21 protein-coding genes are annotated in these 25,394 nt (G+C 54.4%); 8 read left to right on the top strand and 13 right to left on the bottom strand.

The annotated features are described in order from the left end of the window. The first annotated feature begins 26 nt into the window (after nt 1-26). Nucleotides 27-2,729, top strand: a complete 2,703-nt coding sequence (locus CFT65_RS08640; RefSeq protein ID WP_088827644.1) for a LuxR C-terminal-related transcriptional regulator — start codon at nt 27-29, stop codon at nt 2,727-2,729. 24 nt (nt 2,730-2,753) lie between these two features. Here the strand turns inward: CFT65_RS08640 and CFT65_RS08645 are convergent, their stop codons facing one another. From CFT65_RS08645 to pilB, 12 genes are all read right to left on the bottom strand, one after another. Then, the gene (locus CFT65_RS08645) at nt 2,754-3,668 is read right to left on the bottom strand and encodes an acyltransferase (protein WP_088827645.1); all 915 of its coding nucleotides are present in this window, start codon (nt 3,666-3,668) and stop codon (nt 2,754-2,756) included. Nucleotides 3,669-3,680: 12 nt separating this feature from the next. Then, a complete protein-coding gene (locus CFT65_RS08650; RefSeq protein ID WP_088827646.1) occupies nt 3,681-4,616 on the bottom strand; it encodes a glucosaminidase domain-containing protein in 936 nt (311 codons plus the stop codon). A gap of 89 nt (nt 4,617-4,705) precedes the next feature. Beyond that, entirely contained in the window at nt 4,706-6,877 is a 2,172-nt protein-coding gene (locus CFT65_RS08655) for a hypothetical protein (RefSeq protein WP_088827647.1), read from the bottom strand. 143 nt (nt 6,878-7,020) lie between these two features. Further along, entirely contained in the window at nt 7,021-7,578 is a 558-nt protein-coding gene (locus CFT65_RS08660; RefSeq protein WP_088827648.1) for a YfaZ family outer membrane protein, read from the bottom strand. A 112-nt stretch (nt 7,579-7,690) separates the two neighbouring features. Further along, the gene (gene yacG, locus CFT65_RS08665) at nt 7,691-7,879 is read right to left on the bottom strand and encodes a DNA gyrase inhibitor YacG (RefSeq protein ID WP_008170214.1); all 189 of its coding nucleotides are present in this window, start codon (nt 7,877-7,879) and stop codon (nt 7,691-7,693) included. A gap of 62 nt (nt 7,880-7,941) precedes the next feature. After that, a complete protein-coding gene (locus tag CFT65_RS08670; protein WP_088827649.1) occupies nt 7,942-10,293 on the bottom strand; it encodes a response regulator in 2,352 nt (783 codons plus the stop codon). 43 nt (nt 10,294-10,336) lie between these two features. After that, the gene (gene tsaA / locus CFT65_RS08675) at nt 10,337-11,080 is read right to left on the bottom strand and encodes a tRNA (N6-threonylcarbamoyladenosine(37)-N6)-methyltransferase TrmO (protein WP_088827650.1); all 744 of its coding nucleotides are present in this window, start codon (nt 11,078-11,080) and stop codon (nt 10,337-10,339) included. After that, complete coding sequence (locus CFT65_RS08680) at nt 11,080-12,174, bottom strand: hypothetical protein (RefSeq protein ID WP_088827651.1); 1,095 nt, start codon at nt 12,172-12,174, stop codon at nt 11,080-11,082. Before CFT65_RS08680 ends, tsaA begins: the two co-directional genes overlap by 1 nt. Next, the gene (gene coaE, locus CFT65_RS08685) at nt 12,167-12,766 is read right to left on the bottom strand and encodes a dephospho-CoA kinase (RefSeq protein WP_088827652.1); all 600 of its coding nucleotides are present in this window, start codon (nt 12,764-12,766) and stop codon (nt 12,167-12,169) included. The genes CFT65_RS08680 and coaE overlap by 8 nt, the downstream gene beginning before the upstream one ends. A gap of 75 nt (nt 12,767-12,841) precedes the next feature. Continuing rightward, entirely contained in the window at nt 12,842-13,717 is an 876-nt protein-coding gene (locus tag CFT65_RS08690; RefSeq protein ID WP_088827653.1) for a prepilin peptidase, read from the bottom strand. 92 nt (nt 13,718-13,809) lie between these two features. Beyond that, nucleotides 13,810-15,030 carry a type II secretion system F family protein gene (locus CFT65_RS08695; RefSeq protein WP_088827654.1) on the bottom strand — a complete coding sequence of 407 codons (1,221 nt, stop codon included), beginning with the start codon at nt 15,028-15,030 and terminating at the stop codon, nt 13,810-13,812. Nucleotides 15,031-15,032: 2 nt separating this feature from the next. Beyond that, a complete protein-coding gene (gene pilB / locus CFT65_RS08700) occupies nt 15,033-16,748 on the bottom strand; it encodes a type IV-A pilus assembly ATPase PilB (protein WP_088827655.1) in 1,716 nt (571 codons plus the stop codon). Between the two features lie 419 nt (nt 16,749-17,167). Here pilB and CFT65_RS08705 point away from each other — a divergent pair, with 419 nt between their 5' ends. The 3 genes from CFT65_RS08705 (at nt 17,168) to CFT65_RS08715 (ending at nt 20,117) form a co-directional block, all read left to right on the top strand. Continuing rightward, nucleotides 17,168-17,629 carry a pilin gene (locus tag CFT65_RS08705; RefSeq protein ID WP_088827656.1) on the top strand — a complete coding sequence of 154 codons (462 nt, stop codon included), beginning with the start codon at nt 17,168-17,170 and terminating at the stop codon, nt 17,627-17,629. 89 nt (nt 17,630-17,718) lie between these two features. Further along, entirely contained in the window at nt 17,719-19,542 is a 1,824-nt protein-coding gene (locus tag CFT65_RS08710) for an O-antigen ligase family protein (protein WP_088827657.1), read from the top strand. Nucleotides 19,543-19,673: 131 nt separating this feature from the next. Next, nucleotides 19,674-20,117: a pilin gene (locus tag CFT65_RS08715; RefSeq protein ID WP_088828196.1), complete on the top strand. Its 444-nt coding sequence runs from the start codon at nt 19,674-19,676 to the stop codon at nt 20,115-20,117. A gap of 7 nt (nt 20,118-20,124) precedes the next feature. Here CFT65_RS08715 and CFT65_RS08720 read toward each other — a convergent pair whose 3' ends face one another. After that, the gene (locus CFT65_RS08720) at nt 20,125-21,486 is read right to left on the bottom strand and encodes an MBL fold metallo-hydrolase (protein ID WP_088827658.1); all 1,362 of its coding nucleotides are present in this window, start codon (nt 21,484-21,486) and stop codon (nt 20,125-20,127) included. A gap of 90 nt (nt 21,487-21,576) precedes the next feature. Between CFT65_RS08720 and cysQ the strand changes: the two genes are divergently transcribed. The 4 genes from cysQ to CFT65_RS08740 all read left to right on the top strand — a co-directional run bounded on the left by cysQ (nt 21,577) and on the right by CFT65_RS08740 (nt 25,381). Further along, a complete protein-coding gene (cysQ, locus tag CFT65_RS08725; RefSeq protein ID WP_088827659.1) occupies nt 21,577-22,353 on the top strand; it encodes a 3'(2'),5'-bisphosphate nucleotidase CysQ in 777 nt (258 codons plus the stop codon). Continuing rightward, the gene (rfaH, locus tag CFT65_RS08730; protein ID WP_088827660.1) at nt 22,350-22,829 is read left to right on the top strand and encodes a transcription/translation regulatory transformer protein RfaH; all 480 of its coding nucleotides are present in this window, start codon (nt 22,350-22,352) and stop codon (nt 22,827-22,829) included. The genes cysQ and rfaH overlap by 4 nt, the downstream gene beginning before the upstream one ends. A 91-nt stretch (nt 22,830-22,920) precedes the next feature. Continuing rightward, a complete protein-coding gene (locus CFT65_RS08735) occupies nt 22,921-23,679 on the top strand; it encodes a Wzz/FepE/Etk N-terminal domain-containing protein (protein WP_088827661.1) in 759 nt (252 codons plus the stop codon). Nucleotides 23,680-23,899: 220 nt separating this feature from the next. Beyond that, nucleotides 23,900-25,381, top strand: a complete 1,482-nt coding sequence (locus tag CFT65_RS08740) for a capsule assembly Wzi family protein (RefSeq protein ID WP_088827662.1) — start codon at nt 23,900-23,902, stop codon at nt 25,379-25,381. The last annotated feature ends 13 nt before the right edge of the window (nt 25,382-25,394 follow it).

Here is a 25,394-nt window from a genome sequence, read left to right on the forward strand (position 1 = left end):
TGCAAGGCAGCTCAGGCCGGAGTTAAATGGGGCAGTGCGTGAAACCATTCAATGATGGCTGTGCAGCCAACGATGAATTTCAGTCGGCGAATAGTGGTCTTCAGCGAGGTGAGCTGGTCAGGGACCTGCTCAGGCAGCGGGTTCAAATCCCCCCGGTTCCGTCTGACTCACTGGCCCGGCCCAGGCTCGATGGCAAAATTTCTGAAGCTCTGACTTCCAGAAGCGTTCTTTTTATAGAGGCGCCCTGTGGCTACGGAAAATCCCATGCCATAGTCAATGCTCTGGGCAGCGCAGAACTGGACGCTGATCAGGTTCGCTGGGTTGCACTGAACTCCCAGGACAATGCGCCCTCCCGTTTTCTGACGTTGCTTGCCATCGCCCTGGATCTGCCCGAAACCCCTGAGCAGGGTTTGCAGAGTGGCGCGACCTTCGCGGATACCCTTTCGATGATGCAGGTAGCGCTGGCCCGCAAAAATTCAGGTCAGCCACGGGTTCTGGTGCTGGATAACCTCCAGAATCTCAGCAACCCTGCCGTTGTAGATCTGCTTCAGCAACTGGTAGTGGATTTTCCGTCCGGTTCATCCATTGTTCTGATTTCGCGAAAGGCACTGCCTTTCGAAACACATAGCCTCGAGCTGGAAAACCGGTTTACACGCCTGGGGTCCGAAGCGCTTGAGTTCTCTCGTTCAGAAACCTTCGAGTTTTTCCGGTCCGCCACGGCGAACAGCGAACTCACCAGTGTTGCTGTCGACAATCTGTATTATATGACTGAGGGCTGGGCGACGCCGTTAGCGCTGTATCGCCGAGAGGTTCTCCAGAATATTGAGCGAAAACCGATTCAGGAAACACCAAGCGTTGAGCGGTTCCTGAAGGAATCGGTTCTTGGCAACCTGACACCGGGTCAGATACGCTCCATGCGCGGCATTGCCGAACTAGAGCTGTGTTCCGATGAACTGTTCCTGGCGCTTGAGCCCCTCTTGCCAGAAACCGGTTTCGTTCCCTCCCAGACTGTTGATCGGGGGCTGCCGCTGAAGCCCATGCCGGGTCGTGGGCGCTGGTACCGCATTAATCCCTTGTTGCAGGAATGGCTGAAGTCGCCGGTAATGGCTGGTTATTCGGAGCGAATGCTGCAGGCGAGTCGGTGGTTTGGCGTGCGTGACCAATTCCCGGAAGCGCTCAAGTACGCGCTGCTGGCTGGCGATGCCGAGGAGGTTATCCGCATTGCCTCTGAAGGGTCAGAGGCCCTGTTGCTGGGGCAGGATACCGCTTCACTTCTTCGTCTTCGCAAGAGCTTGCCGGCACAGCTACTGGAGCGGAGCGTGCGGCTCAGGATTGTCTATAGCTGGGTTCATGCGATCGGGGGCCAATTTCGTCACGCGCGAGCCCTGATTGACGGTCTGGCCGAGCCTGACCAGAAAGAACAGGCTGCACGTATCTGTGCTCTGAAAGCCTTTATTTTGCGGGGTGAGGGCAGCGTTGGCCCGGCCCTGGAAATGGCAGACCGGGCCCTGGGCGAGGGCGAGCTCAGTACGCAGGGGCAGTTGGTTACCCAGATGGTACGCTCCAGTGCCCTGTGCGCAGCGGGTCGGTTCCCGGAAGCGCGGGAAGCCAATCGGGCTGCGTCGAGACTTGCCAGGGAAGCTGGCGATTCCGGTTCAGAAGCCCTGGCGGTCTACGCCCATGCCCGGATTGAGCTTGGCAAGGGCGCCCTCAAACACGCAGAGCAGCTGTTACGTACCGGTCTGGATACCGCGATGCAGGAACTCTCCCGTCCCGCCCGAATCGGTGAAACCCGGCTTCAGTTGAACCTGGTGCTGGTGCTCTGGCATCAGGGCAGGGAAGCAGAGGCAGACCGCTTGCTGGTTACTTGCGGGCGCCATGCCGAACAGACCCGGGATCTGGGGCTGTTGCTTGCGATGACGATCCGCGTACTGATGTGCCGCGCCCAGGGCCGGCTCGAGGATGCCTTTGTCTGGATTGGCCGGGCGGAACGCACCATGCACTCGTGGCAAGTCGACGAATCACTGTTCGTGCCCGTTCTTGAGGCCCTGAAAGCCAATTGCTGGCTATCCCAGAACCAGATCGATAGTGCCGATCAGGCGGTCCGGAAGCTGGCCCCCTATCGGGAAGCCGGCTGTGTACCGGAGCTCTTCCCCATGATGCCGGGCCTGCTGGATTGCCTTCAGGTACGGGTTGATCTGGCCCGTGGTGACCTGATAAAGGCGCGAGAAACACTCCAGGGCATCCGCGAGCGCTATGAGGGTGCTATTCCCTGGGGCGTCGAAATGCATATGCGCTTGCTGGAGGCAGTGATCGTTCTGGATGAAAAGGGGCCGGTGGTTGCCCAGAAGATTTTGTCCACGGTTGTTGCTGAAGCGTCCGAGGAGCACTTTATCAGCCCCTTCAGGGAGCTTCGGAGCGAACTCCAGGTTTTGATGGTGAAAGGCTTTGGTCAGCTTCCTGAAAGTGCGTTCAAAGAGGCGCTGGGTGAGCTGTTCGAGCTGCAGGAGGTGGCAGGTGTTGTAGATGCCCTGGCCGAACCCATTAGTGAGCGGGAGCAGGGCGTGCTTGAATTGATCGCCAAAGGGCTGTCGAACCAGGAAATTGCCGACAAACTGCACATTTCCCTGCACACGGTGAAAACCCACGCCCGCCGAATCAATGCCAAACTGGAAGTAAAATCCCGGACTCAGGCTATTGTGCGCGCCAGAGAACTCGGTTTGCTCTGAAGACGGGGTCTGACCCCAAGGGGGTCAGACCCCAATTTCAGCTTTTCCCTCGGTCTTCAACTCCTCAATTCTCCCATCCTTCTCGGCCCAGATCTCACTCACCCAGCGCTGAAACGCGACTCGGGTTTCCCGGTTGTTTTCGTAATCCATCCCCAGAAACTCGCCGGGAATTTCCCGCGTCCGCACCTCAATAATAATCCTGCGGATCCGCCCGCACAGGTAATCCCAGAAGCCGGCGCGGCCGTCCGGATACACGATGGTGACATCCAACATGGTATGGATCATCTCACCCATAGCGCCGAGCACAGACGCGGTACCACCGGCTCTTGGTTTTAAAAGGTGCCTGTACGGCGAATTCTGCCGGTCATGCTTCTCTGGTGTAAACCGGGTGCCTTCCATAAAGTTGAAAATCGTCACCGGAGTGTAGCGGAACTTCTCGCAGGCGGCCTGGGTGGCGGCCACATCCTTTCCCTTCAGCTCAGGGCGTTTGGCGATCTGTTCCTTGGTATGGCGGTGCATAAAAGGAAAGTCCAGCGCCCACCAGGCAATCCCCAGAAACGGCACCCAGATCAGCTGCTTCTTCAGGAAGAACTTCAGCAGTGGAATCCGGCTGTTGAGCACATACTGAATGGCCGGAATGTCGGCCCAGCTTTGGTGGTTGCAGGTGACAAAATACCAGTGCTCCCGGCTGAGATTCTCTACGCCCCGCACATCCCAGTGGACCTTGTGCAGAAGATCCATCAGCAGGTTGTTGAAACCGATCCAGACCCACGCGATGTTGTTCAGAATCACCGTGCAGCCCTTGCGAACGGCGGTAATCGGCAGCACCAGTTTAAGCAGGGCGAATACCAGAAGAACCGGAAACAGCACAAATGTGTTACACAGGATAAGCAGGGCCGCCAAAGTCCCCTTTAGCGGCGCGGGGAGAAAATCGAGCATGGGGTAGGGTCTCTAACCTTCAGCCGGGTTGTTGTTCAGGGATGATTGGCGGGGTAACAACCCGGTTTCCGCTTCTGTGGAGGCCAGTTGCTCCAGGCTGCCAGGTTCAAGGTTGCGAACCACGCTACGGAAATCGTCATCATAGAATTCCAGGTTGTTGTAATGAATCATTGCCCGGATCTCTTCTATATAGTCTTCGCCCCGTTCGGAATAGCCGAGCAGGCCTTCGGCGAGCTCCAGGCCCGACAGGGGGGCATTGTTGCGGCGGTCTTTAAGCCGAACATCCCGCAACAGCTGGTAGGTGGGGTGGCGATTCAGGTTCTGGATGTAGGCCCGAACCGACCGGTAGGGTGAAGAGAACTTCGCCACTTCATGGCTCGCGCCTTCGGCACGACTAAGGGGAACCAGACCGCAGCCTTTGGAAAAACACCACTGCCCGAACAGGTTGTTGCCCTTGGTGGCAAACCGCGAGGTGCCCCAGGCAGATTCGTTGGCGGCCTGGGCCAGGATCAGGGACGGGGGAATCACGTCCAGGCGCTTGCGCAGCAGGGCAAATTGCTCGTCGCTGCCGGGCTCGGCATCTACCCTTAACCGTTCGGATTGCTGAGCCAGCCAGTTGTACTCCTTGCTGGTGAGGGTTCCCTTGTCGGCGAGGCTATCCAGGTAATTCCGTTCGATCAGAATCCGGGAATTGGCCAGAACAATCCTTGGGTAGAGAAACGAAAAGAATGCGGCCTTTTTCTCGGTGGTGTCCCGGTACTGTGAGAAATCCGGGAGGTCGTCATTGGCCCAACGTGGCAGAGGAGGCAGGGAGGACAGCGCAGGCTCGGAACCCGAGTTATCAGAATTGCCCCGGTCAACGTTCGCCTGTGGCATATAGAAGCCACCCCCGATCGCAAACGCGATCAAGGGAACCATCAGCATGATCGCCCGTTTACCCGCACACATAAAACCTCTCGTTTAAATCGATATACCAATGATTATAACAGGTTATACGAGAGCGTCTGCCTGTTGGGTTTCGTTGGCTGTTTCTGCGGTCAGGGCAAGCGGGTCGCAATCACCAGGCCAATCTGTTCCTCGTTGCCCTCCGAGGTTCGGAAACGCAGGTAGAACTGGTCCTGGCTGGCGGTGTGAAAGCCTTCGAGTACGAGGTTTCCGGCAGTGAACTGCACCTGACCGTCGCCGGACTGACTGTAAGTCAGGGCAATGTCTGGAAGGCTGTCAAGAGCGGGTTTTGTCACCGACTCGTTGTCGACGGAATGGGTGCTGGTCAACGAGACCGGCGAGAGTGTCGCGGCGCTGGTGGAATCGATGGTCAGCAGTGCATTGTCAAAATGCCGGAGCCGGTTGGTGTCCGTTGTCAGGGCAAGGGCGACGCCCTGAAGCCGGAACTGACCCATGGCTGGTGCGCCGTTGGCGGTTTGCTCGGCCGCGATCAAAATGCCGTCACCGAGGGGGCTGTCGTCCAGATTGAACGCCATCAGGCTGCCATCGGGGGCGCTGGCACCGACTCCGATATCCGGCTCCCGGAAATCACCGGAGGCGGTGGAGATGTCCAGATTCAATCGGCCGATATCCACATCGCCCTTGCTGAGCCGTGAGGTTCGGTTGCTCAGGGTCCAGGATTCTGTTCGGGTGCCGGTGGGGTCAGTGGTGACAGTGCCCGAGTTACCGCGCTCTACCGTTGTAAAGCTCTGGGATTGGCTGACAGTGCCGCCACTGATCTGCCACTGGCCAATGCCTGTTTCAATGGCCAGGGGCGTTGTCTCATCGCTGAACCGGGTTCCCAGATAAACCACGTTGTATGCGCGGCCATTCAGGGTGTCGGCGTCGAAGCCTTCCTTTCGGAGCAGGTTGACTTCAAGAACCGACAGATAGTGATCTTCCAGAGTACCCAGCCGCCTCAACTGATCACCATCAGCCTCCAGTCCGATCGCCTTGCCAGCACTGAAATAGCCGCTGATAACCCGGTCTGGGCCGGTTGTCTCATCCACGGGAGCGCTGGTGAAGGCATCCAGGTAGTAGGGATTGCGAGTCCAACCAATGATCTTGGAGCTGCCCCGGCCGGTAATGCTCTGGAACAGCGCCCGACCGGCCATCAGACGAGTATCTTCCAGCAGGGTGGCTGCACCGGGTGATGAGGAGTGGGTGTTCCGCTCCCATTGCTCTGAGCCGCGCACAAAGAAGTCATTGCCTCTCTGATGGATCAACGTTTCCCGGTCATAGGGAATGTCATTGGCAAGCGAGGTGACGCGAATATTGAATGCATCGAAACTCGTGAGCGTGAGGGCTGGGTAAACGTAACCGGTGCCGTTCTCATCCGTCAGCACCTCCTCCTGTGCGGTACGCACACCCCATTGTCCCGATCCGCTGACGGAAGGCTCCAGAAACGTCTGCCCCAGCTCAATGCCCAGGAACACCGAATTGTAGTCTGCGGAACTGGCGCTGATTTTGCCCGAGGAAGCCTCACCCAGCACGGCATAGCCGGCCATGGCGCTCACGTAACGGGCAAAGTCTCCCCGATTCTCCAGCACATCCATTGCACCGCTCAGACCAACATTGGAGGGAATATCAATTTCAAAGTCGTGCACCTGATCGGCCAGGGTAGACCATACATACTTGTTCAGGCACAGCTCACCACCCTCATCGGCAACGCAATCCATAATGGTCTGGAACTCACCAGCCGTGTAGCGGCTGAGGGTATTGCGCACCAGGTACTCGGAGAAAGGATTCACCTTTACATCCCGGTCGGCATCGGCGGCCAGGGCGCGCATACGAGTATTGCCGTAACTGGCATCGATAATTACATCCGGCCCCAGGGGCAGGCCGTTGGTGAATTCGATGATGGTGAAGCCGTCACTGTCGGTTCGGGTGGAAACCGCGGGTTCACCCAGCACCGACAGGGCCTGATTCGTGTAGTAAACGCTCACCCTGTCCGGCTTTACGATTCTCAGGTTTCGCCGGGTAGGCTCGCCCTCGCTGGTGACGCCACCCGGTACCTCCATGGTTACCCGAACTTCGTTGCTGGCAAGGCCGCCGGCGTTGGTGGAATCGCCCGTGCTGCCGGAGCTGAAATCGTCAACGGGGTTTTTGTTACCGGCGAAGTCATTGGGCTCACTGGCTGCCCCCTCAATGGCATCTTCGCCGCTTCCGCATCCCGCGGTGAGCAGCAGAGTCGAAGAGAGCAGTAAACCGAGAGTAAATCGCATGCCTGGCTATCCGTGCAGAAAAAACAGGCAAACAGTCTAACAGTCGGATTCTCGGTAAAGCGTGAGGGAAAGCACGAAAGAGTTATGGAAGGGGTGCGGAACGGGCTCCGCCAGGAGGGAGCCCGTTCCGGAAAAAGCAGCAATCAGAAGAAAATCTTCATGCCCGCCATAATGCCTTCATCGAGGTTGACGTCTCGCGAGGAGTTCTCGATATCGGTGTTCAGGTAACGATAGCCGGCGAAGAGCTCAGCGTTGCGGATCACGCGATAGCTGCCCCGCAGCTCCAGGCTGGTCATGTCATCGGAATCGCCGAATGAGAGAATGCTGGGCGCGTAATGCAGGCCGCCTGTGAACGACAGGCCGGGAACATTCGGGATGTTCACGGTCGCGAAACCGCCGAGACCCAGAGCTCCGCCATCTGCGCGGTTCTGATCCCAGAAGATACCGCGCATACCGATGCCGGCGGTGGTGGGCAGGTTACCGATAGCGGTGCGGCCCTGGGCGTGGAAATCCGCGTTGAAGATGTCGCGGCCACCCTCGTGATAGGTGTAACCAGTGCCAAGCTGGACGTCATTGTTTGTATCGAAGAAATTCACCTGGCCTTTCACCGAATCATTGGTGAGGCTGAGGTCGACATCCCCTGCAAAGGCAGGCGCGGCAGCCAGTGAGAGAACCATCAGGGAAATCCGGGACGCTTTCATATGTGTGCACCTTCGTTACGTGATTAGCAGGATTGGCGGTATGTTAACGGGGTGTTCGGGACCACTCAACTTAAATGCCAGTAAGTACCCGTTAACTTTCGGTTTTCGCAGATCAGTGCCGGGTGGTCTCGCCGCCCTGGTCCAGATCCTCCGGTGATGCGTTCTCTGCCGGTACCCGGTATTCCTCGTTGGCCCAGGCCCCCAGATCAATCAGTTTGCAGCGCTCGGAACAGAAGGGGCGCCAGGGGTTGGTCTCGGTCCATTCCACGGACTTTTTACAGGTTGGGCATTCAACGTTCATGGTTGCCTTCGGGTATTGGAAACGTGTCTGGATGTCTGTGCCCCGATTTAAGAAAACAGCTTTCAGGAGGCAGCAGACGCCTGACAGTATTGTTCCAGCACTGCCCGCAACATTTCAATATTGACAGGCTTGGCAACAAAAGAATCCATACCGCTCCGGCGGCAGCGTTCTTCGTCTTCTTCCATGGCACTGGCGGTCAGGGCGACCACGGGTATGTGGGCCCGGTTGTGGGTTTTCTCCCATTCACGGAGGCGTCGGGTGGCTTCAAAACCATCCACGCGGGGCATCACGCAATCCATGAACACCAGGTCGAAGGGATGCCACTGCCATAGGCTGGCAGCAGCCTCGCCGTCATTGGCGGTCATCACGTCGCAACCGAGTTTCTCGAGCAGCCGACGGGTCAGGGTACGGTTAACCGGGTTGTCTTCCACCAGCAACACTTTCATGCGGCCACAGGGCAGCTCGCGGCGCCGGGCGGTGTCGGTGACTGCCTGCAGGGAAAACCGGGTAAGGAAACGTCGTTCCTGTTTGGCGGCATCGGCAAACAACTGGTTAAGAATCGGGGTCAGGCAGGATTCCCGTAGCGATTTACTGAGGAAAGCGTCGGCGCCAGCCTGACGGAAGTGTTCGGCATCGCCCCGTTGAGGGTTGGATGAAAGAATCAGCAGGCGCATATCCGACCACAGCGGATTGCTGCGGATCTGCCGGCACAGCAGGTCGCTGTCCATATCCGGCACAAAGCCATCCAGAATGATAGCGTCGAAGGGCTGCTGACCATCAAACGCGGTGCGCAGGGACGTCAGCGCCTCGCCGGCGGATTTCACCGCTTCAATGTGTACCTCGTGGCGGGACAGCATTTCCAGGGTGATCTTGCGGGACAGCTCGTAGGAATCCACCACCAGAATCCGGCGGTTTTTCACCATTCGGGTATCCGGCCTTACCCGGGCTGCGTTCTCCGGGGCCACCGGCAGGGTGAGTTCGATCCAGAAGGTCGAGCCCTCACCGGGGCGGCTTTCCAGGTCCATGGAGCCGTCCATCAGGCCCACCAATTGGCGGCAGATGGTCAGGCCCAGGCCGGCCCCGGGTAACTGGCGCTGGAACTGCTGGCCAAGCTGTACGTAGGGCTCGTAAACCAGGGGAACATCCTCCGGGTTGATACCCACGCCGGTATCTTCCACGGCAATGCGGATACGTGCCCTGTCGTCCCGGCGGCCCAGCACCTCGATACTGATCAGCACATGGCCGGAATCGGTAAACTTGATGGCGTTGGAGGTAAGGTTCAGCAGGATCTGGCGAATTCGAACCGGGTCGCCCTTCAGTGCCCAGGGCAGGTTCTCGTCAATCCGAAGCTCCAGCGCTAACCCTTTCTCCCGAGCACGGGCACCGAGCATGTGCACCAGATCATTGAGGGTTTCCCGAAGATCAAATGGAATGTCATCCAGCACCAGCTTGCCGGCTTCCATGCTGGAGATGTCCAGCAGATCATTGATGATGGCAGAGAGGCTCTCGGAGGCGCTCAGCAGTGTCTGAACATATTCCCGCTGCTCCTGATCCAGGGGCGTGTCTGTTAACAGGTTGGCGTAGCCCAGTACAGACTGCAGCGGAATGCGCAGCTCGTGACTGACATTGGCCAGGAACTGGTTCTTGGCATGGTTGGCCCGCACCGCCTCGTCCCGCTCGCCCTGGGACTGGATCGTGGTCTGGCGCAGGGAGCGGGTGTCTTCCAGAATTTGAAGGCGCATCTTGTTCAAAGCCTGTTCCAGCTCTGAAAGCTCATCCGGCGTTTTCCGGGCTTTGCGTTTGAGTTTCAGTGGATCCACCAAGGCGTCCAGGTTCAGCCGGGCGGCGTAATCGGCCATGGATTCCAGGTGCCGGGACAGCGTCAGACGCACGATCACCAGCAGCCCCAGGGTGCCCAGCATGACCACAATGGATTGGAACAGCAGGTTCACCAGGGCCCGATTGCGCAGGTCTGTGTATATCTGGTCGATGGAAGAGGTAATCGTCAGTGTGCCCACGTTCTCTGGAGTGCGGGTGCTGGAGCGGTCAAAAACCAGTGGAAAGGTCTGTGAGATTACCCGACCCTCGGGGTAAGTGCCGGTACTGAAGGTTTCACCGGTGCTGGTCACCACCCGCCCGTACTGGACAGCGGGCACCGCCTTCATATCATCCAGACTGTTGGCCACCTCGCTGAAATTCATCAGCCAGACGTTGTTGCTCATACTGCCAGAGACCAGCTCTGCGGCTCGAGTCTGGTCGTTCAGAAGATCGTTCTTGCGTCGCTCGAATTCTCCAATCAGCTGAACACCCGTTGCCACCAGAGACAGAAAAATGCTGAACAGCAATACGTAGGCGAGCAACCTTGCCGCCAATGGTCGTATTCCCAATCGTTTGAAGAACCGCTTTGAAGGCAAGGCACATATTCCCTGTGTCGACTACAAAATCACCAAAAGCAGTTTAACAGACCGTCAGCACTTCGACACGTTTCCGTGAATGATCATTCACGAATCGGAATCGCACATTCAGATCGTATAGATGCGCGCCGTAAATGCGTTCTTCCTCCCGCCCTCGACGAAAGGATGGGCGTGGATCGTAGGCCACCACATCCTCAATCAGTGGGCGCAGTTCCGGGTAATCTTCGGGTGAAAGCCCACTGATCTGGGCCTCTGCTTCAGGCAGAAAAACCACCTCCAGTCTTTCCGTGGGCGGGGAGTCTGCCCAGCCCAGGGTGGCTTCCGGAACGGAATCGGCGAAGGGCAGGTAGGGTTTGATATCGAGTATCGGTGTGCCCTCGATGAGGTCATGGTCGCTGATGCGCAGGATAAGCTCGCCGTCTCTGCGAATCAGCCCTTCATTGCGAACCACTGACAGGCCGAGACTGTTGGGGCGAAACGGTGAACGGCTTGCAAACACACCCATCTTACGGTTGCCGCCCAGGCGGGGAGGACGAACCACTGGCCGCCATTCTGCCCGCACCGCCTCGTGAAACTGAAAGGTCAGCCAGAGGTGGCTGGCGGTTTCCAGCCCGCGGAACGCGTCCTCCCGGTCAAACGGTGGCTGGATGATCAGGTCGGCCCGGGCATGACGGGTCAGCCCCGGCTGGCGCGGCACCCCGAATTTGTCCTGGAAGCAGGACCGGGTAATGGCGATAGGCGTGAGAGTGAGGGCCTCGGTCGCGGGTTTCGAGGGGTGTCTTGGCATTACAAACGATCATCCTCAATGATGCCGGAGAAAAACATTTCCACCCGAAACACCACAGAAGCACGGTCTTTAAAGCTCTCCTCCCGGGGGAATTCCAGTGCTGGAATCAGCTCCGCATAGAGCCAGTTGCTGTGTAGACGGTAGCGAAACGTGAGATCCCCGAACGCTGATGTGGTGCGCCAGGAAGGTTTGCTTTCCCCGAGTACGCCCAGCCGGGGCGTTACAATCAAGCGGTTATTCATGCGCTTACGCATGCTGAATATCTGAGCCGCAACAAATTCCTTGTTGTTGTGCACCCACTCCAGTTCCGAAGACGAGCGGAAATACCAGTCATTGCCCACCGGGCGCCCAACGCCAATCCAGGTCCGCTCGCCCCAACCGTCCTGATGAAAATAATAGAACCGTTGCTGGGCGTTCAGAATCCACTTATCGTCCAGGCGCCAGCGTTTCTCCGCTGTTGCCCGCCAGAAGGCGTCTGGAGGAAGCCGCAGGCGCACACCCACATCGTTGGAGAAATTGATGGCGTCGCCAATTTGTGTCAGATAGCGCAGTGCACCTGTGGCTTGCGTGTCGGAACGTTCCGGCTCGGTAAGCTGGCGGTCCCGTTGACGTTCGCCCAGCGGAATCAGGTCTTCGCTTTCGCTTTCGATAACCAGGCGCAGCTTGCGCCGGGTGGTGGGAATGTCCAGCCGGAATCGCGCCTCTGGTTCAAACTGTGCAGGATCCCCGTACTCGGATTCCGTCGCAAAGCCGACTCGGAGATAGCTCTCGTTGTTTGGCAGGCTCTGGGAGCTGCCAGAAAGCGTGCGGTCTGCCCATTGGCCAACAGACTGGATCTTCTGCCCATGAAGACGTTCCTGGCGGAGCACCCAGTTACTGAATTTAAGCCAGTAGGAGTCCCGAGGATCGGCCCAGTATTCGTCCGGCTCGAACGTGTAGAAGCCGATCGGGAGGTCGGCCGGAGACAGAATCTCAGCCACAGAGCGCTCCCGAACCTCAAACACCGGCTCGATACTGTGGCTTGGGGGAGAAAGGGTTAGAGCAAGCGCAGCCGCAAGACCTGCAAAACGATACCGGAAAAAACAGTCAGCCAAAGTCCACCAGCAACCTTTCATGCAGCTCCCGCACCTGACGCATTACATCATCCAGAGGTCGGTTATTATCAACCACCTCATCCGCCCGCGCCAGCCGATCCTCACGCGACATCTGAGCCGCAATAATCCGCTCCACCTGTTCCCGGGAATTGGTATCCCGGGCCATGGTGCGTTCAAGTTGAACGTCCTTGGGTACGTCGATCACAATAATGCGATCAACCAGCTCATGCTGGTCGGTCTCCAGGAGGAGAGGGGAGACCAGAAGCACATAGGGAAGCTGGTAATTTTCCGGGTTCAATTGCCGAATCAATTCTTCACGAATGATGGGATGTAACAGCGACTCCAGCCAAACACGCTCTTCCGGCTCCTGAAAGACTATTCCGCGAAGCCGGGCGCGATCCAGGGTGCCGTCAGAAGTAAGAATCTCATGCCCGAAATGCTCCGCAATCCTTGCCAGCGCAGGCGTCCCCGGCTCAACCACCTCCCGGGCAACATCATCCGCATCCACCCAGTGCACGCCAAGGTCACCGAATAAGCGAGCAACAGTGGATTTTCCGGAACCTATCCCGCCGGTAAGGCCGATTACTGCCATTGAATCTCCGAATTAGAATTATGTTTTACAAGTTCGGCGTAGGTCGGATTAGCGAAGCGTAATCCGACAAATTACTTAGACCCCCAAAAACCCAAACCAAAACTCCTGAATCTCACTGCCAAACCACAAACAAATCAACCCCGCCGTCGCCAGGTAAGGCCCAAACGGAATTGGCACCTCGCGCCCATGCTTCCTGAACACCATCAAACTGATACCGACAACCGCACCAACCACCGAAGAAAGCAGAATCACCGCCGGCAACAACTGCCATCCCAGCCAGGCGCCCAGCGCGGCCAGCAACTTGAAGTCCCCGTGCCCCATGCCTTCCTTGCCGGTGACCAGCTTGAACAGCCAATAAACCGACCAAAGCGAGAGATAACCGGCTACCGCCCCCCAAAAGGCACTGTTGAAGTCCGTCAATGCGCCGAAATAATTCAGCACCAGACCCAGCCACATCAGGGGCAGGGTAATACTGTCTGGCAGAAGCTGAGTGTCGAAATCAATAACCGTCAGGGCTACCAAAGACCAAACCAGCAGCAGAGCCCAGAGCGCCGACTCGTTCGGTCCGATCACGACAATGGTCGCTACCGAGAAAATCGCGGTAACGGCCTCAATAATCGGATAGCGGGGCGAGATGGGGGCTTTGCAGGAAGCGCATTTGCCCCGCAGGACCAGCCAGCTGACCACGGGAATATTCTCCCAGGCGCGAATGCCATGGTCGCAGGAAGGGCAGGTGGACGCTGGCTTGGAGAGCGTAATCCTATCTTCCTGCTTGCGCTGCTTCTCCGGCAGCTCCAGAAACTCCTCGCATTGGCAGCGCCAGTCCTGATGCATCATTTTCGGCAGCCTGAGAATGAGAACATTCAGGAAGCTGCCGATGCAGAGGGAAACGAGCGTGACAGAGAGGAAAAGAAGCCAGGGAGTGGCGAGAAAGGCGTCCAGAGTAATCATCAATTATCCGAGAATCAGGCGGGCGAACTCGGGGTCAGCAGAAACTTTCTTCTGACCCCGCCTTAATGCTGAGGGGCGTAAGAGAAGGCTGTTTAACCAACAACCTGGCCCATCTGGAAGATTGGCAGATACATGGCAATGATCAAGCCGCCTACGAGCACACCCAGCACCGCCATGATCATCGGCTCCATGAGTGCTGTGAGGTTATCGACCATGTCGTCGACCACAGCTTCATAGTGCTCGGCAACTTTTGCCAGCATTTCATCCAGGTTACCGGATTCTTCGCCTATTGCCGTTAGCTGGACCGCCATCACGGGGAATACGTCTTGTTGGCGCATTGAGGCCTGCAATTGAGTACCGCTGGATACATCGTTTTTGATGCGGTCGATAGCATCTCGATAGACAGCGTTGCCGGTAGCTCCGGCAACAGAATCGAGGGCGTCGACCAGCGGAACACCAGCAGCGAACGTAGTCGATAGAACACGACCGAATTTTGCGACGGCCGACTTATCCAATATTTCGCCTACTACAGGAAGTTTGAGTGTGTATTTATCAACAAAGTCAGAAAACTTCCGAGAGCGGCGCTTCCCTTCTTTGAACAAGAAAATTGTTCCTACAATTCCTAAAAGAACCACGAACCACCAACTTTGCAGCCATTCAGACAGATTTACTACCATTTGAGTAAACACGGGAAGCTCTGCTCCAAAGCCCTTGAATAAACTCTCGAACTGCGGAACTACTTTTACAAGCAGAATTGCCGTCACGATGATAGCCACAACAATTACTGCTATCGGATATGTCATCGCTTTTTTTACTTTTTTCTTGAGAGTTTCAGTTTTCTCAAGGTAGGTTGCAATGCGATCAAGCATCGCTTCAAGTGCCCCCGCCTTCTCACCGGAATCGACCAAATTACAATAGAGATCATCGAAGTATTTGGGATGCTTGCGTAGGGCGCCGGCAAAACTTGTGCCTGATGAGATATCATTTCGGATACTCATAACCAATTCCTGAAGCCCCTTGTTCTCCAAACCATCCGCAACAATATCAAAGCTCTGCACCAGAGGTACGCCCGCCTTCATCATGGTCGCAAGCTGACGAGTCAGCATGGCAATGTCGAAGGGGGTAATCTTCTTGCTGCCACCGAAAAGCGGCTTGGGCTTTTTCTTGACTTTATCTGGAATGATGCCCTGCTTGCGTAACTGCGCTTTGACCAGGGCAAGGTTCGAGCCCGTGAGTTCCCCCTTGGACCTATTACCTTTTCGGTCCTTCCCTTCCCAAACGTACGCTTCCAGTTTCTGTGCTTTCTCTGCCATGCTTAGTCCTTCGTCACGCGATTGGCTTCCTCAAGGCTTGTCACGCCCTCAATCACCTTCATAAGTGCGGATTGACGCAAATTACGGAAGCCTTCTGCCTGAGCCTGTTTTGCAATTTTAATGGAACTGGCCTCTTCCATAATCATGCTCGCCAGCTCGTCGGTAATCTTGACCACCTCGTAAATCCCGACGCGGCCCTTGTATCCTCCATTGCATTTATCACAGCCCTTGGGACGGTACAACGTGAAGCCTGTATCAATTTGTTCCTGTGTGAACCCTTCCTCCAAAAGCACGTCTTTCGGGACTTCAAAGGGCTGCTTGCATGCACTGCAAAGTCTCCGGCCCAGGCGCTGGGCAATAATCAGGCTTACGGAGGTAGCGATGTTGAAAGATGGCACGCCCATGTTCATCATCCGCGTGAGAGTCTCTGCGGCACTGTTGGTGTGGAGCGTCGATAGAACCAGGTGTCCCGTTTGTGCCGCCTTGATCGCGATATTTGCCGTTTCCAGATCCCGGATCTCACCCACCATGATTACGTCAGGGTCCTGACGCAGGAAGGCTCGCAATGCTTCTGCAAAGCCAAGCCCTACGCGGTTGTTTACGTTGACCTGGTTTATGCCCTCCAGGTTGATTTCTGCCGGGTCTTCCGCAGTGGAGATGTTGATGTCTGGTGTGTTAAGAATATTCAGCCCGGTATACAAAGAAACGGTTTTACCCGAGCCGGTGGGGCCAGTCACAAGAATCATGCCCTGTGGCTGTTTTAGGGCATCCATGTACATCTCTTTCTGGTCCGCCTCATAACCGAGCACATCAATGCCCAGTTTTGCCTGACTCGGGTCAAGAATCCGCAGAACGATCTTCTCGCCCCAAAGGGTGGGTAGTGTGTTTACCCGGAAATCGATAGCCTTGGTTTTTGACAGCTTCATCTTTATTCGGCCGTCCTGGGGTACCCGCCGCTCAGAGATGTCGAGCTGGGCCATGATCTTCACTCGAGCTGAGATCTTGGGCGCGAGCTTGATAGAGGGCCTAGACACCTCTTTCAGAATGCCATCTGTCCGGTATCGTACCCGATAGACTTTTTCATAGGGCTCGAAGTGAATATCCGACGCCCCGCCGCGAATCGCATCGAGAAGCATCTTGTTGACGTACTTTACAATCGGGGCGTCGTCCACCTCACTGGCAACAACAGCGCCATCGTCCTCTTGCTCACCGCCTTCAGTCTCAACCCCCTCAAGATCGGAGTCATCCAGATCACCCATAGTGGTGTCCTGGGATTCCAGATACTTGTCAATGGCTTCCCGAAGTTTGGCATCATCCACCAATATCGCATCGGTGCTTAAGCCTGTGTTGAACTTAATTTCATCCAAGGCCTGGATGTTAGTCGGATCGGAAACAGCAATGAACAGCCTATTGCCTCTCTTGTATAGAGGGAGCGCGTTGTGCTTCCGCACTAGTTTCTCGTCTACCACCTTTTCCGGCATCATCTCCGGCAGAAAGGATGATAGATCCAATACTGAAACCCCAAATTCCATCGCCGCTGAGAATGCCAGTCTCGAGCTGTCAGCAAGATTGTTTTGCGTAAGATAGGTAATGAGTGGAATGCGGTTCTGGGAGGCTTGCAGAAAAGCATCTTTGGCAGTTGTCTCGTCAAGGAGTCCATCGTCAACGAAACGTCTCGCCAAACCAGTAAGCGTGATGTTGCTCTTGTTGGTAGACATAAATTAATTAAAAAACTCTGCCTAAGTTACTGAAACGGATGTTTTGTCAATTGGGAAGAGTTTAGATGGGTGGCTGCCTTTTGGAAAGTTTCTTTCCATAGGAGGTCATGGATGCCTGCTGCAAGAAAAACACTAGAGGATGGCTGTTAACACCAACCGTTTGAAGTTGGCCGTATTTAAAGTCGGGTGACGCAAATTGTCACCCACTGACGTTTGAAGGCAGGGTTTGCAGAACATTTTTAGCTGATCCGTTATAAGGAGAATCTTTAACTATCTGGAATAAAAAGATAAAAATAAATTTCTGGGTCTTGGCACGGGTAGTGCATACTGGGGTTAGGCTCTCAATTCCGGTCGCGGGGCAATGCTCCACCGGGCCCGGGCCAGAAAGCGTTGATCAACGACAAACACAGAGGTCAAGAATGAAGAACATCCAAATCAACCATGCTCAGAAGGGTTTTACCCTGATTGAACTGATGATCGTGGTCGCGATCATTGGTATTCTCGCTGCAATCGCCATTCCTCAGTACCAAGATTACGTTGCTCGTTCACAGGTAAACCGGGTTTTAGGTGAAATATCCGCTGCAAAAACAGCCGCTGAAGAACAGCTCAACCGTGGCTCATTCCCTGCAGATGCGCAAGACCTTGGTATGACTTCGTCCAACCTGATGGTCGGCGACGTTCCGAGCACCATCACCTTCAACTCAGCGGACAATGGCGCTGGCGTTATCATCGCAACATTTGGCCAGGATGCGAGCGCTATCCTTAACGGTAGTGTTATCGGTATCCAGCGCACCACCGGCGGAAGCTGGGAATGCGTAACTGACGTAAACGCAGACTACCGTCCGTCAAGCTGCTCGAATGGTACGCCTGCAGTGCCGTAAGCATTTTGCAAGCTTTCAGAGCTTTGTGATTGAAGGGAGGGGTTCGCCCCTCCCTTTTTAATGTCAGCGAATCTGTACTCGGAGGGGTGATGGTGCTTGAGTCGAAGCTGAGATGGCCACAACTTATGGTTTTTGCTTTTTTAGCCGGCCTGGTTGGTTTTCAGTCTATCCCTTCCGATGGTGTTTGGGTCGCCATCTTCTGGTTGACCTCAGTTTGCTGCTTGTTATGGCTTAAAAAAGGAAAAAGCATCCAGCGGATTGAAGTATGGGCCCTGATTTTTTTGTTTGTTATTTTCCTATCTGTTGTTTTCAGTCAATGGATGTGGGTGTCGTTCTGGGTTGCCTGTTCGCTTAGCTTGCTTGCTGTCGGATTTATGCTTTTTCTGAACCAAGACGGGGAGGATGCAAAAAAGTACTTTCAAATATCCATCGTAACCATTGCTCTTTTTAATGGTCTATATGCGATGGTAATGTTGTATAATTTTGATGGGCGTAATGGGGGGCTGTTTGCCGATGCTAATATAGCGGCAAACCTATCGGTAGTTGCGATCCTGACTCTTTCGAACTCTGTTGTTAAGACTCAAAAGTTCAACCTTTTGTGTTGGGCCTCGTTGCTGCTGTTAAGTGTTGCAATGTTTTCAATGCAATCAAGGGCCGCGATACTGCTTTTAAGTCTATCTTTATTTGCAATTCTGGTTTTTTCTGAAAAGAAATACAAAAAGGCTATTTGTAGTGTTTTTGGGCTGATTCTTTTAAGCTATTTGGTGTCATTTTTCATTTTTTCTGGTGGGATCTCAGAAGGTGTCAATCCTCTGAGTCGGCCGGAATCACTTTCATACCGCTTTGATATGTGGTTGTCGAGTTTAAAGCTTTTCTCTGATTCTCCCTGGGTGGGGTCAGGGTTAGGAACTTTCTCTCTGCTTTATCCGGCTGTTCGCGAGCCCAGTGAGGTTGGCAGTGTCGGTTTTTTTGCTCACAACGATTATTTACAGCTTCTCTTAGAGCTAGGTTTTCTGGTTTTTTTGGTTTGTCTGATTTTACCGATTCTCGCTTTTGCAAGGACACTTTCAGGAGTTATAAAAGCGAATGATGATCGTAGAATCGACGGATTATTCGTCGTAGCTATTCTGTTTACTGTCGCATCTCATTCTTTTGTAAATTTTATTATTTATCAACCACTTCTCGCATTTATTTTTGGCAGCTTCCTTGGCTTAGGCGTAGCTGAATTTGCTGTTGAAAAAAAGGCTTTCCTTGCCCCGTCTAAAAGTTCGAAAGTTTTGAAGTGGGCGGCATTGACTATGTTTTTATCGATCGGATTTTTCGGGCTTGTTTCATCAATAGTGGATCAGTTTGCAAAAAGAGAAATTGCGCGTGCAGGTTCGTCGGAACTCTCACCCTCTTTATCAAGGGATGCCTATTACAAGCTGCTGGCTTTCTCCTACCTCTCTCCGCTGAATACCTCGGTATCGAATTATTTAATCCAAGCTGAGGCTAACACCGCTATTTCAATGGCGGATATGGATCTTGGGCTAGAGCTCGCGAGAAAGACCATACATCGAATCGAGTTTCAATCGTTACTAAAAGCGCCAAACTGTAGTCAGTTCACAACGGAAGCCCGCCTTTATTGGATGCTTGGCGAGAAAGATAAGGCCATAGAAGTGCTTGAAAATAATCTAGAGAAGGCGCCAGATTGCGTTGAGGCACGGGTTGTGCTGGCAGATGCTCTTACAAGGGAAGGTTATGCGAATCGGGCTATTGATATTCTGAATGCGGGTGTGGATCGAATTAGATTTAGGGAAGTCCTGCAAGAGGAGGGTAGGGCGATTTTTGAAGCGCTGGAAAGAGCATTGCGAAACGCCGGAAGAGTAAATGAAGCGGATGCTATCCAGCTTTACTTGAAGTTTGGTATCTGATGCGCTCGTTGAAATTGATTAATTCTATTCGACAATCAATGATAAGTATTAAGCCTCTAACGTCGGATTTTTGGCCGAGGTTTTGCTTGTTTGTTAGGAAACTGACAAAGAAACGTGGTAATGAGTTGATTATGAAAGAGCAGCATTTTGGCTTCACTTTGATAGAGGTAATGATTGTAGTGGCAATCATTGGGATTTTGGCTGCAGTGGCCATTCCGCTCTATCAAGGTAATATCATGAAAACACAGGTAAATAGGGTGGTGGGCGAGTTGGCTGCATACAAGTCGGCCTTTGAGGTTCAGGTGGCCAATGGGGGTGCTGTCGCCAATACGGATCTCGGCTATGTTCCATCGCGGCTCACAAATGGAAGCGCTGCTACCGACATTGGTTCTGTCAATGCTGACGGTTCAGGTCACATTCAGGTGACCTTGGGGGACAATGCTCACCCAAATCTTGCAGGGGTTGTTGTTCGGTTTGAGCGAAGTAGTGCGGGTTCTTGGCAATGCGTGATTGACCCTTCCGGTGCATCAAGATGGAGCGACGAGTTTAGCCCCGGGTCTTGTACAGTGGTTTGAATCATGCTCAGACTTCGACTTCCTCAAACAACTCCGGTACCTCAGCATCCCAGCCAAACTTCTCCCGAATCCGTTTCCGCATAACGTCACTCGCAACCATCTCCCCGTGAGTGACGTAAACCTTCTCGGGTTTCAGTGAGCCTTGCTCCAGCCAAGCCAGAATCTCATTGTAATCGCCATGCGCCGAGAGCGAATCCAGGTTGTGAATTTCGGCCTTCACCGGCCAATATTCGCCATGAATCTTCACCGATTCCGCACCGTTAACCAACGCATCCCCACGAGTTCCCGGTGCCTGGAAGCCAGCAAAAACGATGCTGTTCCGAGGATTTGGCAATAGGGTTTTAAGATGGTGCAGAACCCGTCCACCACTGGCCATGCCACTGGCGGAAATAATCACGCAGGGGTAACGCACCGCATCCAGTTCGATCGATTCTTCCACCTTGCGCACAAAATTGGTTTTGTCATCAATCCGCTCACATTGAGCGGAATTGAGTTTGTGTTCTTTATGGTGCTTGCAGAAGATCTCTGTGGCTTTGATAGCCATCGGGCTGTTCAAAAACACCGGCAGTTTCGGAATCTTCCCATCACCCATAATCTTGTGAATCACATAGAGCAGCATTTGCGCCCGCCCAACCGCAAACGCGGGTAAAAGCACAATGCCGCCGCGGCCAGCCGTTTTGGTGATGATCTCGGTCAGTTCCGCTTCCGGGTCGGTTTCGCCGTGGGCACGATCCCCGTAGGTGGATTCACACACCAGTACATCCGCCTTTTGAAGGGGCTCGGGTGGGCGCATGATGATGTCGTTCTGTCGCCCCACGTCACCGCTGAACACAACCGTTCGGTCGGCAGTTTTGTGATGAACGTGCACGCAAGAAGAGCCAAGTATGTGACCGGCCGGGGTAAACGTTACCTCGAAACCTTTTACCGGCTCGAACGTCTCGTGATAATGCAGGGATTCAAAATGTTTGAGGGCTTCCCAAGCGTCTTTCTCGGTAAACAACGGTTCCGGGTGCTCGTGCTTGGAAAACTTTTTGCGGAAGGCATACTTGGCGTCTTCCTCCTGCAGAAAGCCGGCATCTGGCAGCAGAACCTTGCACAATTCGTGGGTCGCTTTGGTGCAATACACCTTACCCTTAAAGCCGTTCTTCACCAGGGCCGGCAGGTACCCGGAATGGTCAATGTGTGCGTGGGTAAGCACCACGGCATCAATGGTAGAAGGATCTACCGGGAATTTCGCCCAGTTTCGCCGGCGCAGCGTTTTCACGCCCTGATACATGCCGCAGTCCACCAGTACCCGGTGCTTGTCGTCCGAGAGCAGGTAGCGGGAGCCGGTGACCGTGCCCGTGCCGCCAAGGAAGCGAAGTTTCATAGAGGCGTCCTTCTGGTTCTTTGTTAAGAGAATGTTACTATTACCTATCATAGTTCATAACGTTTTGATCTGAAGCAGGAATCGCATCGCATGCATTACAGCTCCATCCTTCCGGATGTCATCAAGGTAGCAGACGAGGCCAGCGAGAAAGTGCTGCATATCTATCAGTCAGACTTCAAAGTGAACTACAAAGCAGACGATTCGCCCATCACAGCTGCAGACACCGCCGCCCACGACATCATCACCCGTGGGCTGCGCAGAATTAGCCGGGATATCCCTATCCTTTCGGAGGAGGGCAACGATATCCCTTGGGAAGAGCGCAAGCACTGGCGCCGGTTCTGGCTGGTGGACCCCGTCGACGGTACCAAGGACTTCACACAGCGCACAGGGGAGTTCACTGTGAACATCGCCATGATTGAGGACGGTGAGCCAGTTATGGGTGTGGTCATTGCTCCTGCTTTGAAGGAAGCCTACTGGGGTGTGGTCGGTGAGGGCGCCCATATGCGTGATCGCACAGGCAAAGTTCACAGAATTCGGGTGGCGGAGCCCAAAGACGTAAAGCGTGTTGTGGCCAGCAAAAATCACCTTAACCCGGAAACCAGAGCGTTTATCGATAAGCTCGGAGAGCACGAACTTGTGCAGGCTGGCAGCTCGTTAAAGTTTTGTCGCATAGCCGAGGGGCACGCAGATATATACCCACGTATGGGACCCACCTGTGAGTGGGACACAGGCGCAGCACAGGCTGTGCTGGCGGCGGCCGGTGGGAAAGTTCAAACGGTGGATGGCAAACCTCTGAAATACGGTAAACAAGATGTGTTAAATCCGTATTTCGTTGCGGCAGGAAGCTGGTACCTTCCGCAGCCATGACATGGTTCGCACTTCAGCACAAGCCCGCCCAGGGCGACCGAGCCCTTACACATCTCCAGAATCAGGATATCGCCTGCTTCTACCCGAAAATTACAGTGGAGAAAATCAAGGCCGGCAAGCGTACAAAGAAGCTTGAGCCGCTATTTCCCGGTTACTTGTTCGTGAACCTGGAACAATCGGATCCTGTTTGGGCAAAGCTGCGCTCTACTCGCGGTGTGCTCAGGATTGTGGGTTTTGCCAACAAGCCTGCAGCTATAAGTGATGATGTAATCATGCACATAAAGAAAAGCTTGGATTCAGTTGCAGAGCAGGGCGGCATCAAACCCGGCCAGGCTGTGCAATTGAACGACGGGCCATTTGAAGGTATCAATGCCATTTTTCAGGCATACGACGGTGAGGCGCGTGCAATAGTGCTGATCAACTTCATGCAGAAGCAGCAGAGGGTAAAGGTTCCGGTCTCGGCTTTAAAAAACTGAAGATACTATCGCGCGCGGAACTGACTCGCAGCTCCAATCTCAGGCTGTAGTCGGTGTGCAGCCACAATAATTAGAGGAAAGATGAATTAATATGGAAGAACGACAGCGCTCCGTTAAACACGCCCATGACGATGAAATCAGCCTTGTAGACCTGGCTTCAACTTTTTTGAAGCGCCGTCGAATTTTCTACGTTGTTTTTCTGGTTACCCTTGCGGCGGGTGTCCTGTACGCGACTCTAATGCCAGAGAAGTATGATTACGTTAGCTTGTTAAAGCTGGCGGAGAAGGAAACAGGGAGCTTCATCGAGAAGCCGGCCTCTGTGATAGCCACACTCGAGAATCGCTGGTTTCCTGAGATTGAGGCCGCTTACCTCGCCGAGCACGATCAGCCGCTTCCTTTCGAAGTGAGCTTTTCGAATCCCGAGAATACGGGACTCATTCGCATTGTCTCTGAAGCCAAGCCGGCAGGGTCTGAGGGCGTTAAGCAGATTCACGCTGCACTCATTGAGAATCTGGAGCAGACCCAATCGATTGCGGTATCTACCCTTAAAAGTAACCTGGAAAGACAAATCGAATCTTTGACCTCAACCATTGACAGGTTGGAAGGCTCTCAGGACGTGGGAGCGGCGATAGCTGACGCAGTGAATAAGCGGCTGTCCCTTGAAGTGCTTCTCCTTTCAATTCAACCGGCAGAACTTCTGGTGCTCAACCGCCAAATGGCAGAAAGGAAGGGCCCCGCGAGGAGCCTGATTGTTGTTTTGGCTGCCATGCTGGGTTTAATGGGCGGTATATTTATTTCGTTTTTAGCTGAATTTGTAAGCTTGGTAAGAGCCAACCTGAATGAAATATAGGCGATAAGGTTGAGGTTCCGAACCTTTAACAAATCTTTACCTCCATAACCCTCTGATAACCAATGTGGCAGACTTTTTGTCACTTGCTTGTCATAGGCATTGCCGTAAAATCTTCACGCTTCTGAAACAGTTCATTCATCTACCGACAAGGATGCAGTTGGGAGTCAGTTGTCCCCTTCCTTTTGTCTGTTTCCTGTCATTTGTCAGATAATCCAATCTTATGACCTTAAAACACTGGGCCCTGGTCGGTGGGGCGGTAGCGTGTCTGACAAGTTTGTCTGTCTCGGCGGCCCCCTGGCTGGAGCCGGGTGATTCGAGGGCGAGATTTGCGGCCCAGAAACTGGCAGACCGCGGCCATATGGACCGCACTATCAGCACCTGGCCAATAATGTGGAATACGGTCCACAGTGGGCTGGAGGACAGCGTCAGTTTCGATCAGACCTCGGTGGGCTCCGCTGCCGCCTACCTGCGCTTTGAGAAGGAACAGCAGGCTCAACAGGGCAGGCGGGGCGAGTACAGCCTGTATGGCAGCAGCGAGATTCCCGGAGTGCGCGGTTTTGATCAGAATCCACTTGCGAAAGCCGGAACGGCAATCAATCTCCAGTGGCAAGGGGAAGTCTGGGCTCTAGGACTTAAGCCTTCATACGCCCATCAGAGCGATGACGACGAAGAGCTTCGCCTGGATGGCAGCTACTTGGCAGCGGCCGCAGGAAACTGGGTGTTGGGCGCTGGAGCTATTGACCGTTGGTGGGGGCCCGGCTGGCAGTCCAGCCTCATTCTCTCCAACAACGCCCGCCCAATGCCGGCGCTTTGGATTAATCGGAAAAACACCCACGCCTTTGAAACCCCATGGTTAAACTGGATCGGCCCGTGGCAGTTCACAGCACTTGCCGGCCAGTATGAAAGTGATCGTGCGGTACCCGATGCCAAAATGGTCGGAATGCGTTTTACGTTCCGCCCAATGAATGGCTTGGATATAGGTCTTTCCCGCGCGATCATGTTTGGCGGAGCAGGGCGGCCGGAAGGCTCATCCACCATCTGGAACGCCCTGATCGGCCGCGATAACGGACAGCTCGAAGAGAACGACCCGGGCAACCAGCTCGCCAGCATCGATGCCCGTTATGGATTTGCAATTGGCCAGCAGTCCATGGGTCTTTACGTCCAGATGATGGGCGAAGACGAAGCCGGAGCCTTCCCAGCCCGCAAATCCTGGCTCTTCGGTACGGACTGGACCACGCAGCTCTTTGCCGCAGACCAGCAGTGGTTTATTGAATACACCAACACCTTGGCGGATGACTTTCTGGGCGATGCCATACCTAACATTACCTATGACCATTTCCGTTACCGCTCTGGCTACCGCTATTACGGGCGTAGTATGGCAGCCAGCTTCGACGGCGACGCAGAAGCCGTTACCATTGGCGCCCTGAACTTCTTCGACAACGGCGCCAATCTGACTGCAAAGGTGACATACGCCAGGCTGAACAAAGATGGTGCAAGCCGCACGGTTGTGACTGATGAGGACATCTTTTATAACGTACCCGAGGGTGACCAAAACGTCGCTATTCTTGATTTCGGATACGGCAGTCGCTTCTTGAATGGCTGGCTGGATTTGAACTTCCAGGCAACCGAAAAGAAAATCCAGTACTTGGGTGGCGAGAAAGAGCAATGGTCTGTGGGAGCCACCTGGATCTACCGATTCTAAATTTTACCGAACC

The organism is Marinobacter sp. es.048 (assembly GCF_900188435.1).
Taxonomy (GTDB): domain Bacteria; phylum Pseudomonadota; class Gammaproteobacteria; order Pseudomonadales; family Oleiphilaceae; genus Marinobacter.

Excerpts from the sequence above, each read along its gene's own strand:
- yacG (WP_008170214.1), bottom strand. The coding sequence starts at position 7,879 with ATGAACGTTGAATGCCCAACCTGTAAAAAGTCCGTGGAATGGACCGAG.
- CFT65_RS08650 (WP_088827646.1), bottom strand. The coding sequence starts at position 4,616 with ATGTGTGCGGGTAAACGGGCGATCATGCTGATGGTTCCCTTGATCGCG.
- CFT65_RS08735 (WP_088827661.1), top strand. The coding sequence starts at position 22,921 with ATGGAAGAACGACAGCGCTCCGTTAAACACGCCCATGACGATGAAATC.
- rfaH (WP_088827660.1), top strand. The coding sequence starts at position 22,350 with ATGACATGGTTCGCACTTCAGCACAAGCCCGCCCAGGGCGACCGAGCC.
- CFT65_RS08660 (WP_088827648.1), bottom strand. The coding sequence starts at position 7,578 with ATGAAAGCGTCCCGGATTTCCCTGATGGTTCTCTCACTGGCTGCCGCG.
- CFT65_RS08705 (WP_088827656.1), top strand. The coding sequence starts at position 17,168 with ATGAAGAACATCCAAATCAACCATGCTCAGAAGGGTTTTACCCTGATT.
- pilB (WP_088827655.1), bottom strand. The coding sequence starts at position 16,748 with ATGTCTACCAACAAGAGCAACATCACGCTTACTGGTTTGGCGAGACGT.
- CFT65_RS08655 (WP_088827647.1), bottom strand. The coding sequence starts at position 6,877 with ATGCGATTTACTCTCGGTTTACTGCTCTCTTCGACTCTGCTGCTCACC.
- CFT65_RS08710 (WP_088827657.1), top strand. The coding sequence starts at position 17,719 with ATGGTGCTTGAGTCGAAGCTGAGATGGCCACAACTTATGGTTTTTGCT.
- CFT65_RS08690 (WP_088827653.1), bottom strand. The coding sequence starts at position 13,717 with ATGATTACTCTGGACGCCTTTCTCGCCACTCCCTGGCTTCTTTTCCTC.
- CFT65_RS08715 (WP_088828196.1), top strand. The coding sequence starts at position 19,674 with ATGAAAGAGCAGCATTTTGGCTTCACTTTGATAGAGGTAATGATTGTA.
- cysQ (WP_088827659.1), top strand. The coding sequence starts at position 21,577 with ATGCATTACAGCTCCATCCTTCCGGATGTCATCAAGGTAGCAGACGAG.
- coaE (WP_088827652.1), bottom strand. The coding sequence starts at position 12,766 with ATGGCAGTAATCGGCCTTACCGGCGGGATAGGTTCCGGAAAATCCACT.
- tsaA (WP_088827650.1), bottom strand. The coding sequence starts at position 11,080 with ATGCCAAGACACCCCTCGAAACCCGCGACCGAGGCCCTCACTCTCACG.
- CFT65_RS08640 (WP_088827644.1), top strand. The coding sequence starts at position 27 with ATGGGGCAGTGCGTGAAACCATTCAATGATGGCTGTGCAGCCAACGAT.
- CFT65_RS08720 (WP_088827658.1), bottom strand. The coding sequence starts at position 21,486 with ATGAAACTTCGCTTCCTTGGCGGCACGGGCACGGTCACCGGCTCCCGC.
- CFT65_RS08695 (WP_088827654.1), bottom strand. The coding sequence starts at position 15,030 with ATGGCAGAGAAAGCACAGAAACTGGAAGCGTACGTTTGGGAAGGGAAG.
- CFT65_RS08645 (WP_088827645.1), bottom strand. The coding sequence starts at position 3,668 with ATGCTCGATTTTCTCCCCGCGCCGCTAAAGGGGACTTTGGCGGCCCTG.
- CFT65_RS08740 (WP_088827662.1), top strand. The coding sequence starts at position 23,900 with ATGACCTTAAAACACTGGGCCCTGGTCGGTGGGGCGGTAGCGTGTCTG.